This is a genomic window from Candidatus Omnitrophota bacterium, assembly GCA_040755155.1.
Taxonomy (GTDB): domain Bacteria; phylum Hinthialibacterota; class Hinthialibacteria; order Hinthialibacterales; family Hinthialibacteraceae; genus JBFMBP01.
This window is the reverse complement of the sequence record JBFMBP010000163.1, coordinates 16,855-34,086: the sequence shown is the minus strand read 5'-3', so window position 1 is coordinate 34,086 and position 17,232 is coordinate 16,855. Positions and strand designations below refer to the sequence as shown.

At 51.4% G+C, this 17,232-nt stretch carries 15 protein-coding genes; 10 read left to right on the top strand and 5 right to left on the bottom strand.

What is annotated here, in order from left to right:
- Nucleotides 1-7 precede the first annotated feature (7 nt).
- The 4 genes from AB1656_25790 to AB1656_25775 form a co-directional block, all read right to left on the bottom strand.
- Entirely contained in the window at nt 8-556 is a 549-nt protein-coding gene (locus tag AB1656_25790) for a Uma2 family endonuclease (GenBank protein ID MEW6238811.1), read from the bottom strand.
- A gap of 7 nt (nt 557-563) precedes the next feature.
- A complete protein-coding gene (locus AB1656_25785; GenBank protein MEW6238810.1) occupies nt 564-1,112 on the bottom strand; it encodes a Uma2 family endonuclease in 549 nt (182 codons plus the stop codon).
- A 75-nt stretch (nt 1,113-1,187) separates the two neighbouring features.
- Nucleotides 1,188-1,871 carry a site-2 protease family protein gene (locus AB1656_25780; protein ID MEW6238809.1) on the bottom strand — a complete coding sequence of 228 codons (684 nt, stop codon included), beginning with the start codon at nt 1,869-1,871 and terminating at the stop codon, nt 1,188-1,190.
- A 175-nt stretch (nt 1,872-2,046) separates the two neighbouring features.
- A complete protein-coding gene (locus tag AB1656_25775) occupies nt 2,047-3,189 on the bottom strand; it encodes a hypothetical protein (protein MEW6238808.1) in 1,143 nt (380 codons plus the stop codon).
- Nucleotides 3,190-3,328: 139 nt separating this feature from the next.
- Between AB1656_25775 and rlmD the strand changes: the two genes are divergently transcribed.
- From rlmD to AB1656_25735, 8 genes are all read left to right on the top strand, one after another.
- The gene (rlmD, locus tag AB1656_25770; GenBank protein ID MEW6238807.1) at nt 3,329-4,624 is read left to right on the top strand and encodes a 23S rRNA (uracil(1939)-C(5))-methyltransferase RlmD; all 1,296 of its coding nucleotides are present in this window, start codon (nt 3,329-3,331) and stop codon (nt 4,622-4,624) included.
- 72 nt (nt 4,625-4,696) lie between these two features.
- Nucleotides 4,697-5,731 (top strand): sugar phosphate isomerase/epimerase, encoded by a 1,035-nt coding sequence (locus tag AB1656_25765; GenBank protein ID MEW6238806.1) that lies wholly within the window; start codon nt 4,697-4,699, stop codon nt 5,729-5,731.
- 356 nt (nt 5,732-6,087) lie between these two features.
- Entirely contained in the window at nt 6,088-7,752 is a 1,665-nt protein-coding gene (locus tag AB1656_25760; GenBank protein MEW6238805.1) for a GTPase domain-containing protein, read from the top strand.
- Nucleotides 7,742-9,451, top strand: a complete 1,710-nt coding sequence (locus AB1656_25755) for a GTPase domain-containing protein (GenBank protein MEW6238804.1) — start codon at nt 7,742-7,744, stop codon at nt 9,449-9,451. Before AB1656_25760 ends, AB1656_25755 begins: the two co-directional genes overlap by 11 nt.
- Nucleotides 9,452-9,573: 122 nt before the next feature.
- Nucleotides 9,574-10,353, top strand: a complete 780-nt coding sequence (locus tag AB1656_25750; GenBank protein MEW6238803.1) for a DUF5610 domain-containing protein — start codon at nt 9,574-9,576, stop codon at nt 10,351-10,353.
- Between the two features lie 176 nt (nt 10,354-10,529).
- Nucleotides 10,530-11,591 carry a bifunctional phosphoglucose/phosphomannose isomerase gene (locus AB1656_25745; GenBank protein ID MEW6238802.1) on the top strand — a complete coding sequence of 354 codons (1,062 nt, stop codon included), beginning with the start codon at nt 10,530-10,532 and terminating at the stop codon, nt 11,589-11,591.
- Nucleotides 11,592-12,025: 434 nt separating this feature from the next.
- The gene (locus tag AB1656_25740; GenBank protein ID MEW6238801.1) at nt 12,026-12,949 is read left to right on the top strand and encodes a hypothetical protein; all 924 of its coding nucleotides are present in this window, start codon (nt 12,026-12,028) and stop codon (nt 12,947-12,949) included.
- A 194-nt stretch (nt 12,950-13,143) separates the two neighbouring features.
- Nucleotides 13,144-14,103, top strand: coding sequence for a hypothetical protein (locus AB1656_25735; GenBank protein ID MEW6238800.1), 960 nt, complete (start codon nt 13,144-13,146; stop codon nt 14,101-14,103).
- A gap of 105 nt (nt 14,104-14,208) precedes the next feature.
- On the opposite strand, the gene AB1656_25730 is transcribed toward AB1656_25735, so the two are convergent.
- The gene (locus tag AB1656_25730) at nt 14,209-16,323 is read right to left on the bottom strand and encodes a tetratricopeptide repeat protein (GenBank protein ID MEW6238799.1); all 2,115 of its coding nucleotides are present in this window, start codon (nt 16,321-16,323) and stop codon (nt 14,209-14,211) included.
- A 231-nt stretch (nt 16,324-16,554) separates the two neighbouring features.
- Here AB1656_25730 and AB1656_25725 point away from each other — a divergent pair, with 231 nt between their 5' ends.
- The gene (locus AB1656_25725) at nt 16,555-16,797 is read left to right on the top strand and encodes a DUF2281 domain-containing protein (protein MEW6238798.1); all 243 of its coding nucleotides are present in this window, start codon (nt 16,555-16,557) and stop codon (nt 16,795-16,797) included.
- Nucleotides 16,798-16,859: 62 nt separating this feature from the next.
- Nucleotides 16,860-17,207 carry a type II toxin-antitoxin system VapC family toxin gene (locus tag AB1656_25720; protein ID MEW6238797.1) on the top strand — a complete coding sequence of 116 codons (348 nt, stop codon included), beginning with the start codon at nt 16,860-16,862 and terminating at the stop codon, nt 17,205-17,207.
- Nucleotides 17,208-17,232: the final 25 nt, after the last annotated feature.

The window sequence follows — 17,232 nt, the reverse complement described above, 5'->3', positions numbered from 1 at the left end:
GATTTCTTCACCCAAAGATTTCGTTAAGGGAGATGACGATCTCCGGCAACGATTTCAGCGTGATCTCGCCCGCTGCGTCGAAGGCTTCGCCCCGGTCGAAACGTCCGTTCTCTCCCCGGAAAAACCGCTCCACAAACTTGCCATCGGGATCGGCGAGCAGATATTCCCGTACTCCGAATTTTTCGTAGAGGTTCTTTTTCTCCCAACGATCTTTTTTCGCCGTGGAAGGGCTAAGAATTTCGATTACTAAATCGGGCGCGCCCTGAATGTTCTTTTCCGTAATTTTCTTCTTATCGCAAACGACGAGAACGTCGGGTTGCACCACATCCCACTCGGAGAGGACGACATCCGTTGGCGCGTAAAAAGGAGTACACGATTTTCCTCGAAGAGCGATATTAAGGCGAGTAAAGAAGTTGCCAGCGACGGTCTGATGTTTCAGTGCTGGAGCAGGCGACATATCGTAAGGTCGTCCGTCGATCAATTCCCAACGTTCTTCATCAGGCCACGTACAATAATCATGATAAGTGAATTTTTCTTTTAACTTCGGCAATGGCATGTTTCGTTCACCCAAAGATTTCATTAAGATTGATAACAATCTCCGGCAATGACTTCAAAGTAATCTCGCCCGCCTTGTCGAAAGCCTCGCCCCGATCGAAACGGCCATCCTCGCCCAGACAAAACCGCTCTACAAACTTGCCATCGGGATCGGCGAGCAGATATTCCCGTACGCCGAATTTTTCATAGAGATTCTTCTTCTCCCAGCGATCCTTTTTCGCCGTCGAGGGGCTGAGAATTTCGATAACCAAATCGGGCGCGCCCTGAATGTTCTTTTCCGTAATTTTCTTCTTATCGCAAACGACGAGAACGTCGGGCTGCACCACGTCCCACTCAGAGAGGACGACGTCCAGTGGAGCGGGGAGTACCTTGCATGGTTTATTTTTCAACGCATTGCTAATAATAAATAAAAAATTGCCCACAAGGATTTGGTGATTGATGAACGGCGCAGGAGTCATATCATAAGGGAATCCGTCAATCAATTCCCAACGCTCTTCGTCCGGCCAAGCGCAATAATCCCGATAAGTGAATTTTTCTTTCAATTTCGGCAATGGCATTGGCTTGCAGCCTCCAATCGTTCGTCCGTCTTGTTTAAGAACGTTATTTGTCTCCCTACTGTATTTTGCCGCCGTCTATCCCCAAATGGAATAGCCGATCAATAGATAGCTGACCGGCGTTGTAACGATTTCAAGATACCAGGTAAGAATAGGCAACCCGAAGAGAAAACCCGACGCCAACAGCAAGAACAAAACAATAGGACCGTGGGATTGAAATTCTTCCAACTTGATCGCCAGTTCGCGGGGAAGAAACCAGGCGAGGATTTTTTCCCCATCCAACGGAAATAGCGGGATCAGGTTAAAAAACGCCAGCATCAGGTTGCAGCCGACGCCCGCCGTGAAAACCAAGTCGCAAGCGTCCAGCATGGCTTCTCCCGAACGGAATCCCAAAAAGAATTTTTCCGCAATCCCCCAATGAACGATGCGAAACAACAGGGCGAGAAAGACAGCCTGGATGAAGTTGCTGAGCGGACCAGCCAAGGCGATCAACATGGAATCGCGGCTGACGTTTTTCAATCGGGCGGGATTGAAGGGCACCGGCTTTCCCCAACCAATGGGGCCGAGTAGGATAAAAGTGAAACCCATAGGATCGAAATGAGCGACGGGATTGGGCGTCAATCGCCCCATCAGCGCCGCCGTATCGTCCCCGCACCGGTAAGCCATCCAGGCGTGCGCCATTTCATGAATCGATATAGCGAGAATCAACATGCAAAAATAAGCCACGCCTTCTTGCGGATCGGAAATAATAAAATCGATCATTCAATGCTCCATATCGTATTTTTTCTAATTTCGTTATTATAATCGCTCTTTTCTAAACCAATATACGAACGCGAGAGATTCGTCCGCATAACGCCGAAAATCTTCGCTGTAGAAATAGAACGGGGGACGCAATGATTCGCGTCCCCCGCATTCGTACTTTATTCAGGGAAAGAGGTTAATAGAGACTCCAATTGGAAATATTGACGATAATAGGAACCGACACCCGGAAATTGTCGTAAAAGACGCGGGCGCCCGCCTGGGAGGCGTCGTTGTTCGTGGTGAAGGAGATAGTAAGCCAGCTGTTTTCGTATTCGAAAACGGCTTTGTGCTTGCTCATATCCACGCTCCAGAGAAGAGTTTTCCAATCGTTCCGGTTATCGGAAAAACCGATTTCTTTCCCTTGGCCGTCCCAATCGTCCACGCCTTCCGTAACGGCGTTGCCATCGGCGTCGGTCGCGCCGGATTGGATAATGAGGTCGGATTGAACCCACCCCCCCGAATACTCGGCGCTGACGCGCGCGTCGATCATGATTTCAAGCACTTCCCCCCAGCGGTCGAAATCGGCTTTCGCATTCGTGGTGCGGAAAGATTGAATATAATTGGCGGCTAGAGGAATTTCCATATAATTCGAACCTTCCGACGGATCGACATCCCCTTGGCCGAGCAAGCAATATTCGGCGTTGGCTTTTTCCCAACCCATCGGCGCCGCCGTATCAGGATTTTCTTCATTGAAGCCGTAGACTAGAACCGTTTCCACTTCGGGAATGCCGGCGGGACGAACGGCGAAAATCTTATCGATATAGATTTCGCCATAAGCGCCTTCGGAACCGGGGGCGATGAAGCCGCCGATGCTGCCCGCACTGGCGATCCGAGTATCCGACGTGAGGCGGTCGATTGGCCAAACCAACTCGGTCCATTCCCCGGCGGCTGGAACCGTTTGGGTTCCCAACGATCCGCCCCCAATATCGCAGCGTATCGTAAGATCGCCCACGGAATCAGGAAGAAAATAGACCCACATGTGGATTTCTCTCATGCCCGTCAGGTCGAGCGCGCCGTCGGCGAAGTTGAGCTGCGCCCACTGCCAGACGCCGCCGGAATTATCATAGGATACATACAGGGCTTTCTCCCCGTCTTTGGCGGTCACATCCGCATGAACGAAAAACGGCATAGTATCCACGTAGGACTCTACAATCGAGCCGCCGCTATACGCCCATTCTGTTTCCCCTTCAAAGCTGGTAATATCCACCTGCTTTGCTTCTTGCGCCCCTGCAAAACCGGCGGCGCACAGGCATACGATGATCGTTAAATACTTTTTCATGCTTTGTTCCTCCTTTGAATGGCATTTCATACCGTCATTTGGATTAGTGATTCTAACATCAACCTAACATTATCATAAATTTCACGTAATTTTCCAGTTATAATTAAAAAATTATGCAAAATTTTGAAAAGAGCCCTTGATGAGCGCAAATACTTTAGAGATTGATGCCTTATCCACCCAAGGGGAAGGAATCGGACGCATCGAAGGAAAAACCGTTTTCGTTCCCTATACGCTGCCGGGCGAGCAGTGGGAAATTCAAATTACGGAAAGCCGTAAGAATTACGACCGGGCGGCGCCCATCCGCCGTATAGGCGTGAGAATCCATCCCCGCCGCGCGGAGCCGCGATGTCCCTATTACGGAAAATGCGGCGGCTGCCAGCTTCAACACATCGAGTATGAAGAACAATTGCGCTTGAAGCGGGATTGGCTGCAAGAGACCTTTCGGCGGATCGGACATATCGAAATCGATCCCGCGCCGGTCGCGGCTTCACAGCCATGGGAATATCGCAATAAAATCAACGTACCCTTGCGTCGGCCCGACAAGGAAATCCAATACGCATTCCATCAAGCGCAAGCGCCCGCTCAGTTCGTAACGATCGAGGATTGTTACATCGCGCACCCTAAAATCCGCCAGGCGCTGGCGCCAGTGTTAGCCATTTTAAATCAAGTCCCATTGGAATTGAAAATTCCACGCCGCGGCGAAGAGAACGGTTCGCAATTAGTATTTCGGATTATGGGCGAACAAATGTCGCTCCAATTGTTGGAGACGAAGGCGTCGAGAACGGCGGGAGAGACTCTGGCGGAAGAACTCTCCACCGAACTGGAAGAACTGGCGGAATTCATCATCGCCGCCATTGGAACGGGAAGACGGCGGCGTTTTTTAAGGAAAGAAGAGGGTAAGGAAACCGCCGCCAGCGTCGAATCTTTTTTGCAAGTCAACGACGCCGCCCGCGAGCAACTCTATCGGCATGTCTTAAATCTACCCTTCGCAGGATCGGAGACGGCGCTGGACGGCTACTGCGGCGCGGGGCTGCTCACCCGGCGCCTGACGGAGCGCTTCGCATCCGTCACCGGCGTGGAAGCGGACGCTTCCTCCGCCGCCGATGCGGTGCGCGGCAAAAAGCTGAACCAAGGCGGCGGACGCATCCGCATCGAGCATGAAACCATGGAGCATTTTCTGGAGAAGAGCAAGGCATCTTTCCAGACCGTGATTCTGAATCCGCCGCGCATGGGATTGTCGCCGCAGGTTCGCCAACAAGCGCCGGAACTGGGAGCGTTGGATATCGTCATGATCTCCTGCCACCCCGCCGCCCTGGCGCGGGACGCGGCGGCGATCATGAAAAAAGGCTATCGCATCGAAAGCCTCCATCCCTTCGATATGTTTCCCCAAACTTACCACCTGGAAGCGGTCCTGCATTTGAAGAAAAACGCATAGAACCGTCACGACGACTCATCGCTTATGATAAAATCGAAACGTCTTTTCATACAGCGAACGGAGGATAAACCCATGGAAAAGAATGCGAGAACTACCCGCCGCGATTTCGTAAAGACCACGGCTCTAGCGGGCGCAGCGGCGGCTGTCGCCCGGAAAAGCGCGGCGAGTCCAAAAGCGCAAAGCGGCTTTCGGCCCGGAGAGATGAAACTGGGAAGCGTGAGTTGGAACTTCCGCGGCATCGGCCAAGGTCCGCCTTGGGACGAAGCGGTCGACGCCGCCGGAGCGTTGGGACTGCAAGGAATCGAATTGATCGTCTCGCGTCCCGAAGATTTGGACAATTACTGGAAGAAGGAACCGGCGCTATCGACGATCCAAAAGAAATTGGAAAAGAATAAACTGGCGGTTTCGCAATTCGTTCTTTTCCAATCCGCCGTGGAAAACCTCTCCAACCTGGATGCGGACAAGCGCAACCGCAGCCTGGATGTCTTCGAAGAAGGATGCAAGATCGCGGCGAAATTGAACGCACCCTACATCAACATCGTGGCGCCCTGGGCGCGGGAACTATCGGGACCGCGCGAGTATCTGCCGCGCTACTTCGCCGTGGGAAAAAACGACGCGCAACGCAAATACCATATCGATATCGCCGATGGCTTCGATTGGGACGCCGTATGGACGACTTTCGTCCGCACCATCAAGGAAGCCGTAGAACGGGCGCAGAGTCACGGGGTGGAATTCACGCTGGAGAATCATACGCACACGCTCGTTCACGACGCAACGGCTTTCTTGAAATTATGGGATGAAGTGAAAAGCCCCGCCCTGGGCATGAATCTGGATATCGGTTGGATTCAACTGCAACGGGAATACCCGCCTTTTGCGATCCATAAAGTAAAGCATCATCTGCGCCATGTTCATATCCGCGACATCGACGCGCAGGGACTGATTTTCGTAGGCATCGGCGAAGGAGTCATGGATTATCCGGGAGTCGTGGAAGCCTTGAAGAAAATCGGTTATACCGGCTTTCTCTCCTTCGAACAGGACGGCGTTCCCGATATGAACGCCACTATCCGCAACGGAAAGGCGATCCTGGAAAAATTGATCGGATCGTAGAGACGCCCTGTGAAGCGTGATGGATCATCCTGTTTTATTTCATCATTCGTCATTCCAAGCGGGTGGCAAGGGCAAGGTCTTTTCGGCCCTTGTCCAATCCATTGAACAATCCGAAACTGAGGTAAGACTACGGCGGGGCCATGCGGCTCCGCCGTTAGCTTGCGCGGCGGATCGTCGACGACGCCGATCATTGAATTTTTCCCTAAACGGAAAGATCATTTACACGAAGTCCGGCGCTCGAACTAAAAGCGACATAAAATGGCTAGTTCGGGCGTATTATTCATCGGACGGCCGTCCTCTATCGAAGAGATGAGCGGCGATAGATTTTATAATATGGAAATGGAATTCATCTAGTAATGTCTTCGGAACGTTCGAACATCGAAGCGGCGCAGACGTTGGTCCTCTCGGCGGAACGTCTGCGATCGTTCTCCTTCCCGGAAGCCGCGGCGGAAGCCTTGCTCAATTTATCGGCCTTAGCGGCTCTGCGGGCGGGACTGGGCGTAAACCGTCCCGTTTTCGCCGGTTTCATCGGCTGTACGGGAACGGGAAAATCGACTCTCTTCAATAGCCTGGCCGGCCGGGAATTGAGCCTTACCGGCTGGAAAACCCATAATACGCGCGGGCCGGTGATGTTGGGCCAGGATCGCTTTTGGCGCCTGGTGGACGAGTTGGAAAAGAAACTGGGGAAACTGCTTTTCCCTTCTCTGAAGCGCGAAATGGTCGCCAATGGAGAGAAAGCGGCCGGCGCTCCCGGAGCGCTGCTTTGGACGGCTTCTTCCGATCCGCAATGGGAAAACACAATCCTTATCGATCTGCCCGACATCAACACCACCCTGGCGCGCGACGAGCGGCTGTTGGCGATGCAGCTCATGCCCTGGCTGGATGCGGCGGTTTTCGTAGTCGACGACGAAACCCTTTATCATCGCGATTACGAATCCTTCGCCGAACCGGCGGCGACGCTGCAACAATCGCGTTTTTGCGTGTTGAACAACCGGGGATTGGATCAGGTGGATTTGAACCATCGCGATTTGCGCGAATCCATGCGTTTTTTCGGCGTAGAATCCATTTACGTATTGCCCAACATCGGCAGAGGCAAGCGTTTCGGATGCGAGCCGGAGTTTTTGCGTTTCCGGGAAGCGTTGCGCAAAGTCCGGCATCCTGCGCCGCTCGCTCCTCTCTTTAAGAACGCGGCCCCCCTGGCCCAAGAGTTGCTCGACGAAAATCGGAGGCGGCGGGAAGCGCTCCAATCCTTGCAAGAATCGCTTTCCGCCGAAATCCAATCTTCGCTGGCGAAAGAGCCACCCATCGAACTGCGCAAGATTCTGCATGACGATGTTATCCAAGCGCTGCATCATATGGGATTGAAGCGCTTCGCCGTCAGCAATCTTTATCAATTCATGAAGAGAACGGCGAAGACCGGCTCCCTGCGCGAAAGCGTTCAACTGGCTTTCGGTAATCGCAAGGACCAAATTCTTTCCCATGCGCTGCATCTGGATTTGAAAAAATTGGAAGAGGAAGTACGCCAGCGCCTGAGCGATCATCGCGAACGATTGAAAAATTGCATTCTGCATCATGCGGAAAGCCAAGGTCTCATGGAAATCGCGCCGGAATTCCGCGCCGCCGCCTTGGCTCTGAACGGCTCCCTCGCCGGTTCGTTGAGCGAGGCGGTGCAAACCTTCGAGACGCAATGCCGCGACCTGCTCGCTTCGGATAGTCTCAAAACTTCGTTGAAGAACGATCCACTGGTGGCCTTGGGCGTAGCGGCGGCGTTGGCGGTGGACGCTTTCACGCTGCCCGGATTCGGTTCCTGGGCGTTGGCGCCCAGTTTGTTCCGCTACATTCCTCTGGGACCCTTCGAAAAAACGAAGCGGAAATTTCAACAAAATGTCAACGATATCGTCCGGCGGACGCTCCTGCGCGAAATCGAACAATTGAACGAGATTCGCCGCTCCATCGCGCTGGAAGACGCCGATCCCATCCTGGAGGCGCTGAGGACCTACAGCCAAAACCATGAAAATTGAATTTCTACGCCGGCAATTGGAAGAATTGAACCGCGATTTGGCGGCGCTGACCGGAATGACGCCGGACGCGCTCGTCTTTCAAAGCGGAGAGGCCGAAGAGGATACTTTGTTTCTCTACGGCATCATGGGCGGCAAGGACGTGGGCAAGACAACCCTCATCAACCAGCTGGCGGGCAGCCGCATCTCCATCGACACCGACTTGCTGGACGAAGGAACCAAAACCGCCGTCGCCTACTGCCATGAGAAAGATCAGCCTACGCTGCGCAAACGGCTCATGGGCGAAGCCGGAGGCCGCGTGTTGTACGCTCCGCACAACCGGGACGAATTGCGCAACGTGGTTCTGCTCGATTTTCCCGATTTCGACAGCCGCTTCGAAACCCATCGCAGCGATGTTCGGAGCCTTTCGCGCCATCTACAGGGCATCGTCTGGATCGTTACTCCCCGCAAATACGGCGACCACGAATTCGCAGACCGCCTTGAATCCATCGCGCAAAGCAACGAAAACTACTACATCGTCCTTAATAAAATGGATCAGCTGGACGGCGCCGCCGACTCCGAAACCGTACGCCGGGAAATAGGGAATTACTTGGAAAAAGAATGCCGCAAAAGGCGCCTGGCCCCGCCGGAACAGGACCGTCTGCTGCTGATTTCCGCGCGGGAACCGAATCGCTTCGATTACAACGCACTTTACACCCGCTTGATTCGCCGCCATTCGATCGAAGAGATTCTCAAAGCGAAGGCAAAAAACATTCAAGCGGAATTCGACAAGAATCTGGCTCGGCTATCCGGACGCTACGCCTTGACGGAAAAAATCGAAGAAATCGATCGGCATCTGGAAAATCTGCAAAAAACCATCGGCGAACAGTTTGGAGATGAATATTGCCGAACCGTGCTTCAGCGTATACAAATATTGGAACAGATGCGGCGGAGAATCAGTACGAACTTGTTTTATCGGCGAATCGAGAGCTGGCCTATCCTGCGCCACCTTTGCTATCCGCTGGCGGGAATCGTTTCGCTGGCGGGGCGCAGTCTCGGTTCCGCTCCAGCGGGAGACGGCGGCGCGGAAACGCCGCGCGACCTTTTGCGCTTCGAAGGAACCACGGCTTCGGCCCGGATGCAGGAAATCCATCTCGCGTTGAGAGAAAATCTATCTATATCCTTGGGCCGCATGAAAGCCGCGCACGATTACGCCCAACAGGTGGACAGGGAATTCGGCCGCCTCTTGAACGCTTATGAAGAAAAGGTCGTACAACGCGCTGCGGCGGGAATATCGGCGCCGAAGGGATGGAAACGGTTCGGAGTCTATTTTCCCCTGCTCTGGTTTCCGGTTTTGCAGCCGGTTTTGCTGCACATGGCGCAAAGGGAACAACATTTTTTCTCGCTGGCTGGGATCGGTGATATGATCGCCATGGCCATCTCCTTGGCGGGAGCGGGGGCATTATTGGAGAGCGCCGTATTTTTGCTTGTTTTTTATACCGTCTGGTTGATAATATTATTCGCTAATGGAACGCGCCGCGTCTTGCGGGAAGGAGCGGAAGAATTCGGCGACAGCTGGTTCGAGGAATTCATCCCTTGGATCGCCGCGGAATTGTCGCGTCCCCTGCAAGAAATGCGGGCGCGTTGGATGGAATTGCGAATGAGGTTGGATCATATCCGAAAAGAAATCGATGAAGAGATGCTTCGCATCGCGAATTCATGACTTAGTCCGTTATTCTTAACGGCGTAAAGCTTAAGATAAACGTCATCTTTGCCGATAATGAAACTGGATTATCCTCTGTGAAGCGCATTGAGATATGAAGTTGAAGGCAAGGAGTCGGTATCATGTTGGATCCAGTCAGTTCTACGATAGCGAATCGTTCGGGACCTTTATCCCAAACCAAACCGGCGCGGGACGAAAGCCGCAAGATCAAGGAATCTTCACCGGATAAATACGCCGCCGCCCCCAAAGTGAAGGAGACCGATTTGCTCTCTCTCTCCATAGGAATAAAAAGCAGCGTCTATTCAACGGCGGCTGTTGTAAATACTCCCATTCCAGCGGCGAAGACCTCCCAAGGCGACGCTGTAATATTGTCGTCCGATCTAAACAGCGATCCGGCAGCTCTGAAAGAAGCCATAGACGTTGTTTACGACCAAGTCAAATCGCAACTTCAGAAATACTACGGCCAGACGGCGGCGAACGCTCCGGACGCCGTGGAGAATGCGGATATAACGCCCTCGGAAAACGCCTCGGCGCAGGAGCTGATGGAATTCTTCAGCCCCGAAAATACTTCGCAGCGGATCGTAGGCTTCGCCACTGGTTTCTTCGGCGCTTACCTCCAGAATCATCAAGACGCCAGCCGGGAAGATAAAGTCAACGGTTTTTCGGACTTGATCGGCGGCGCCGTCCAGCAAGGCTTTCAAGAAGCGGAAAAAATTCTTGGCCATTTCGACAATCTCGGCGAAATCGGCGCCAATATCAAGAAGACGTATAACCTGGTTATGCAAGGCATCGAAGAATTCCGGCAGCAGTATTTGAACGGCTACCAAATCGACGGCGCCGAAACGGAAGACGCTTCAGCCAGCGTCGATTCCACGAACCCATCGTCGACGGTTGGGGAATAACGAACAAAGATCGGTCCCTCCAGATTTTCTGCCCGCGGCGGAGTACTGTCTCCTATTTCCCAACCGCCTCCCTTCCCCTCCCTTTCCTCATAGCGAATGAATCTAGCCTGACGGCTTCGGAGCCGTTAAAATTTTACTTTCGTTCATCCATTGCACGGCGAAAGGAACTTGGCGTAATGACTCATCTTCTCGACAACCCCGACTTCCGGAAAACCATCGACCCTCAAGATATGCTCGGTTTCGTGGAATCGTTCCGGGAACAATGCGTTCACGGAGAAGCCTTGGCGCGCGAATTTATTCTGCCCCATCTAGGCGAGATCGATCGCGTCGTCGTCTGCGGCATGGGAGGCTCGGCCATTGGGGGGGATTTGCTGCGGGCTTACGCCAATTGGAAATCTCCCATCTCCATCGAAATCGCGCGCAATTATTCGATGCCCCATTCCGTCGGATTGAAAACCCTCGTCATCGTCAGTTCCTATTCGGGAAATACGGAAGAGACGCTCTCCGCTTACGAAGAAGCCAAAGAACGGGGCGCCTTCATCCAAGCCATAACCACCGGCGGCGAAATTTCCCGCCGCTGCGTCGAGGATGGATGTCCGCGTCTGGAAATACCTTCCGGATACTCGCCCCGGGCTGCGCTCGGCTATTCATTTCTTCCATTGCTGGTTCTCTTCGAGCGCTGGGGCTGGATCGAAAACCAAACGCCCAAGTTGGCGGCGATGTACAAAGCGCTGGAAGAATCGCAAAAACTCTATGGATTCGATGTTCCTTACGAGGAAAATCCCGCCAAGCGCATGGCGGAACAATTGAAGGATAGCATCCCCGTCATCTATGCGGGACAGGACGCTTTCCAACCCGTCGCCGTCCGCTGGCGCAGTCAATTCAATGAAAACGCCAAAACCTTCGCCCACGATTCCGCGCTGCCGGAAATGAACCACAATGAAATATTGGGGTGGAGCCATCCCCAGGAGACGCTGAAGCATCTCAAAGCGATTTACCTGCTGGACGAGGGATATCACCCGCAAACATTGAAGCGCTTTCAGGCGATGAAACAAATTCTCGCCGCGTCAGGAACGGAAATCCTGGAATGGCAAAGCCGGGGAGAAGGACTGCTGGCGCGCATGATGTCCACTATCCATTTCGGGGATTACGTCAGCGTCTATCTCGCCTATCTCTACCATCAAGATCCGACGCCGATCCCGGCCATTGACTATTTGAAAGCGGAATTGGCGAAATAAAAAAACCCTCCGACAGCCGGTTGCTAGAGTAAGATAGAGGAGGGATGATGCCAGACCTTTTTCTTATCCGGCCGACAGAGGGCGAAAAAACTCAATTTTGGCTAAATTATAATAGGCGAATCCCGCTTTCGTCAATAGAATTTTCCAATAAATCATCGAAAAAAAATCGCTAATCCCTATTCTTCGCCTGGAAGCGCAGGCGTCGCAACCGCAAAAAATACTTTGGCAGGAGAGATTATCATTCATCATTCATCATTTCTTTCCCGCCATTCTCTAACGTCAGACAGAAATTATATTTAACCATTTAGTACTTAAAACTTGACATTCTCTTTTGAGAAGGATTATCTTTCTTTCTAAGTCTCTTTATGGGACGCATTTTAAAAAAAGAAAAGGGGGCAAGTATGAAAAGATTTATTTTTGGAGCTACTATTTTTTTGACCGCAACGTTATGTTTTGCGCAGAAGCCTGTTCATCACGATCCGCAAGCGGGAACCAATCCCAAAACCGTCACGGCGTACCAGATTAAACCCATCACCGTTGACGGCGATTTCAGCGATTGGCCAAACACCTTGGAAAAGCGTTCCTGCGAGGAGTTCTATCCCGCCTACGCCATCAATACCAGCGAATTGAGCACGCAGGACAACTGGTTTTCGGTGGCCTGGAACGATCAGACGAATGAAATTTACATCGCCGCCTATTCCGAGGACGACGTCAACGCCTCCCAATTGAGCCAATGGAACGGCGGCGTCATCTCCGGCGATGCCTGGTTCTGCGAACGGTGGGAAGTGTATGTGGAATGGGATAACGACAAAGCTGGAACATACGGACCCATTGGAGACGGCAATGTTCAATATGTAATCGTTCAAAACGACAAGGGGCGCACCGACGGCAATTACGCCATAAGTCAAGAAAAAGACGCCGCCGGCAATATTCTTGACGATGGCGCGGCGTTTTGGATGTACAAATACGAAACGATTATGCCGGACGGACGTCCGCCCTTCGCCAAAGCCAAATGGGTCCTCAAACCGAAAGATCCCAATAATCCCTTCGGCCCTTACGTTGGACAGCTCGAAATTTCGTTCAAAGTTCTCAATTACTTATTGGAAGGCGTTGAACCTAACGAAAGCACCGACGTTGTCGATCTCGGTCCGAATGTCAATGATGGCCGTGGAATAGGATTTGACATGACGTTTATGGATCGGGACGGAGATATTAAGACAATGGTTACTTCAATGGATTGGGCTTGGATCGGCTGGTCGTCGGAGAGTAAAGTCAATCAAGTCCAGTTCGATGGCAACCTTTTATTTTCCACAACCTTTAAAGAATCGACGCGCATCGCCAACTGGGATATCTATTAATTTTCTCGCTTGATAAAATGACGGCAAAAAGCCCCGGCGCAATCCTCCGGGGCTTTTTATTTATCTCCTCCTAAAATAGGCATAAATATTGTTTGACCATTTTATGTTTTAAACTTGACTTTCTCTGTTAGGATCGCATAAGCTCCTTTTTAAATCGCTTTAGTGGATAAATTTTCGAAATAGGAGGGACAAGGATGAAAAGATTTGTCTTTGGAGCAACTATGTTGTTGGCCGCCACGTTATGTTTTGCGCAAAAGCCTACGCATCACGATCCGCAAGCGGGGACTAATCCCAAAACCATGACGGTTTATCAGATTAAGCCAATTACCGTCGATGGGGATCTGAGCGATTGGCCTAACACGTTGGAAAAGCGCTCTTGCGAAGAATTTTATCCGGGCTATGGAGTTGACAATAGCGGAGCGAGTACGCAGGACAACTGGTTTATGGTGGCGTGGAACGATTCGGAGAACAAATTGTACGTCGCCGGTTATTCCGAAGATGACGTCAACGTCTCCCAGTTGACCAAATGGAACGAAGGCGTCATTCCCACCGACGTTTGGTTTTACGACCGGTGGGAAATTTATGTGGAATGGGATAACGACAAAACGGGAGCATACGGATATACCGAAAACGGCAACGTCCAATATGCGGTCGTTCAAAACGACAAGGATCGAACGGACGGCGAATACGCCACCAGCCAGGAAAAAGACGCCGCGGGTAACATTCTCGACGTAGGCACGGCGTTTTGGATTACAAATCTCACTGCCGTCACGTTGGATGGACGGCCTCCTTTCGCCCAAGCGGAATGGGTTATTAAACCCAAAGACGCCAGCAAGCCTTTCGGCCCTTATGTCGGGCAGTTCGAAATGTCGTTCAAGATTCTTAATTATCTGGTAGAGGGCGTGGACCCCGATGAAAAACTCGACACGGTCGATTTGGGGCCGAACATGAACGACGGCCGGGGGCTTGGATTCGATGTTACATTGATGGACCGCGATGGAAGCATCGCTGCGATGACTTCGGCGCAAGGCGAGGGCGCTTGGATCGGATGGTCGTCGGGAAGCAAAAACGCAAATCCCCAATTGAATGGAACCCTCACATTATCCACAACTTTTAAAGAATCGACGCGCATCGCCAATTGGGAACTCTTCTAATCTTGTTGTTTTAAAATGCAATAAAAATATGCCCCAGCTCAATCCGCTGGGGCTTTTATTTTAAAATAAGAAGAATTGTGGGCTACGCTTCGCTTTGAGCCCACCCTACTTTTCTTCGGTTAATGCTTCTAACTTCTGCTTCGCTTTCTTCAAATTCGGATCGATTCGCAGCGCTTTTTCGTACCATTCCCGCGCTTTTTCGAAATTTTGTTCCGTTCGAAAGGCTTCACCCATAAGGTAAAGGATATTCGCGTCGTCCGGCTTTTCCAAAACCAGCGATTCAAGTAAGGGACGCGCCAGTTCTGCGCGATTCGTTCGCAGATAGGCTACCGCCAGACTTTGCCGTCCTTTGCTATGTTGGGGATCGAGTTTCAATAAGCCGGTCAATAAAGTTATGGATTGTTCGTATTGGCCGGCGATTCCGCAACAAGTCCCTAAATTGTACATCGTCTCCATATTGTCGGGCGCCAATTCCAACGAACGCGAAAAACTCTCCACGGCTTTCTCGAAATGGCCCTGTTGATATTCCAATTCGCCTCGGTTGTGATAGAGTTCCGAAAGTCCGATTCTCTCGGCGTCCAAACGCGCGCGGATGAGTTCGGTTTTGAGGGACTCCGCCTCTTTTTTCCGTTCCAGTTCGTTTTCCGCCGCCGCCATCTTGCTTTTCAAGATGGCCTCCACCCGAGCGATTTCCGGCAAGGCCTTTTCGTATAAATTCATTCGCGTCAACAATCGGCATTTCGTTCCCAACGACGATCGGTGGTTGGGATCGATGGATAACGCGCGATCGATCTCCCCAAGGGCTTTTTCGTATTCTTCTCGGAGCTCATAGTAAACGGCTAAATTGAAATATTCGTTGACGTTTTCCCATTTCCCCTCTTTCGTCCGTTTTCCCTCCGCCGCCGCATACCCCAACGCCTCCAATTGTTCCCTGTCGAATGCATTCAACGAGGATGGCGCATTGGGCAATTCGGGAGGACGATAATCGCCGTCTAAATCCGGCGTTCGAACGAAGGCTTTTGCTTTTTCCTCGCCCCCGATCAATTCGGGCAGGATTTTCCCCGGCATTTCCATAGAAGGCGCAATGCCAAGCATCGCCAGGAGCGTGGGAGCGATATCGAAAACGGAAGCGTTGACTATCCCGCCCGGTTGAACGGCGGGACCGCGCGCGAGAATCGTCCCTTCCATTCGATGCCACAACACCGCTGGTCCCATCGTCGTCAACGAAGACCGTTTCAATCGTTCTTCCCCGCTGCGGAATCCATGATCGGATATCACGATCACCGTATCGCGTTCGTCCAATCGATTCTCAACTTCCTGCAGGAGGCGATCCATTCTTTCGTAAACGGCGTCCACCGCATTCGAGAACCGCGCATAATCTTCGTCCGTAATTTCCGGCTGCCGAGGCGGCCTTTCCTGTATAAAAAGATGGGCGGCGGAATCGGCGGCGTCGAAATAGACGAGGGTTAAATCCGCGGGATGGTTTTGCAAAAGATCGAGCAAAACGCTGGCATAGGTCTCCGTGCGGGAAAGAATCAATCGCAGAAAATGGACTCGGTCGTAAAACGAAAAGGGAGCCGCCAGAATTTTCCGGCACTCCTCCTCATTCAAGCGAATGTAAGAAGACAACTCCGCACAGCCTATTTGCGAATACTCTTGGCGGTAATCGTATAGGGCGTAACCCAGTTTTTCCGGAAAGGCGAGATGGGGAAGGATATCTTCCGGCTGGTTTTGTTTTTCTACATACAAAGGAGGAACGAACCGATCCGAAATAATACTTCCCCGAATGGTCTCCGCCGGCCAAGTGGCGTACCAACCTATGACGGAGCAAGATTTTCCATGATCGGTAAGGATATTCCACAAAGCGGAGCATCGTCTTTTCGACGAGGGAATATTGATAGGAGCGCCGTTATTGTCAAATCCCATAAAATCAAGAATGCCGTGTTCATCGGGCGTTTTGCCGGTAGCGATCGTAGTCCAAATCAAAGGAGAGACGTGGGGATGATAGGACTGCAATACTCCATAAGCGCCGTTTTCCATCAAACGCTTGAAGGCGGGCAATCGATTCTGCGCGATCAATTCGCGAAGAATTTTGAGGTCCAACGCATCCATGCCCAGAACGACGATTTTCCCCTCATGAACATTTTTTCGTTCCGAACACGCCATCGGAAAAAAAAGAACGGTTGATAGCAAGAGAACGATTAACCGATTTCGTATCAAGGATTTAATGCCTTTCGGATGGAATGAACAATTTACTATATCGGCGTAGTAATATTAAATCAATTTTTAGATAAATCAAAGGAATTTTCATTTCTGGATTTTTAATCTTGATTGCATAGAATGTACGCATTTGGGAAGTTGCGATTTGGGATATAATAATAAAGTAGGTTATAATTGAATTTGGTACGAGCGACGATTAGGATAATATTACTCGGTAAAGGTTAACTTAAAATGGAAGCAATGGCCATTGTTCGCGATATTGAATCGCTGCCGCCGGAAGATCAAAAGCAAGTAATGAATTTCATCGCCTTTTTGAAATCCCAACATCCGGTTCGACAGCCTATGAGAAGACCACCCAAAGGCAAATTGATCGATGAGCCTTTCATTGGCATGTGGAGAAAACGGAAAGATATGCAGGACAGCGCGTCGTGGGCGCCAAACTTGCGACAACGCGAATGGAAACCCAACGAATGAACGGCCAAACCATCGTAGACAGCGATATCCTGATTGATGCAGCCATGCAAACGGCTTAGGCCGTGAACTGCCTAAAACAGATCGAACGGCAATCGGCGTTGGCGATCAGCGTAATCACACAGATGGAATTGTTGGTCGGATGCAGGAACAAAACGGAACTTCGCAAGACGGAACGTTTTTTGGGACGTTTCCAACTAATCGCGCTAAATGAAGCAATGTGCATAGCTGCGATAGACCTTCTTCGCCAATATCGATTAAGTCACGGCTTATCGATCCCCGATGCGATGATTGCTGCCACCGCCTTGGCGCAAAATATCCCTTTCGTTACTAAAAACCAACGACATTATCGCTACATCAGCGGTCTAAAACTATTATCCTATCCAGAATTGGAATCTAACATAATTCAATAGCATTCCTGCATTGATTTCCTTCCTT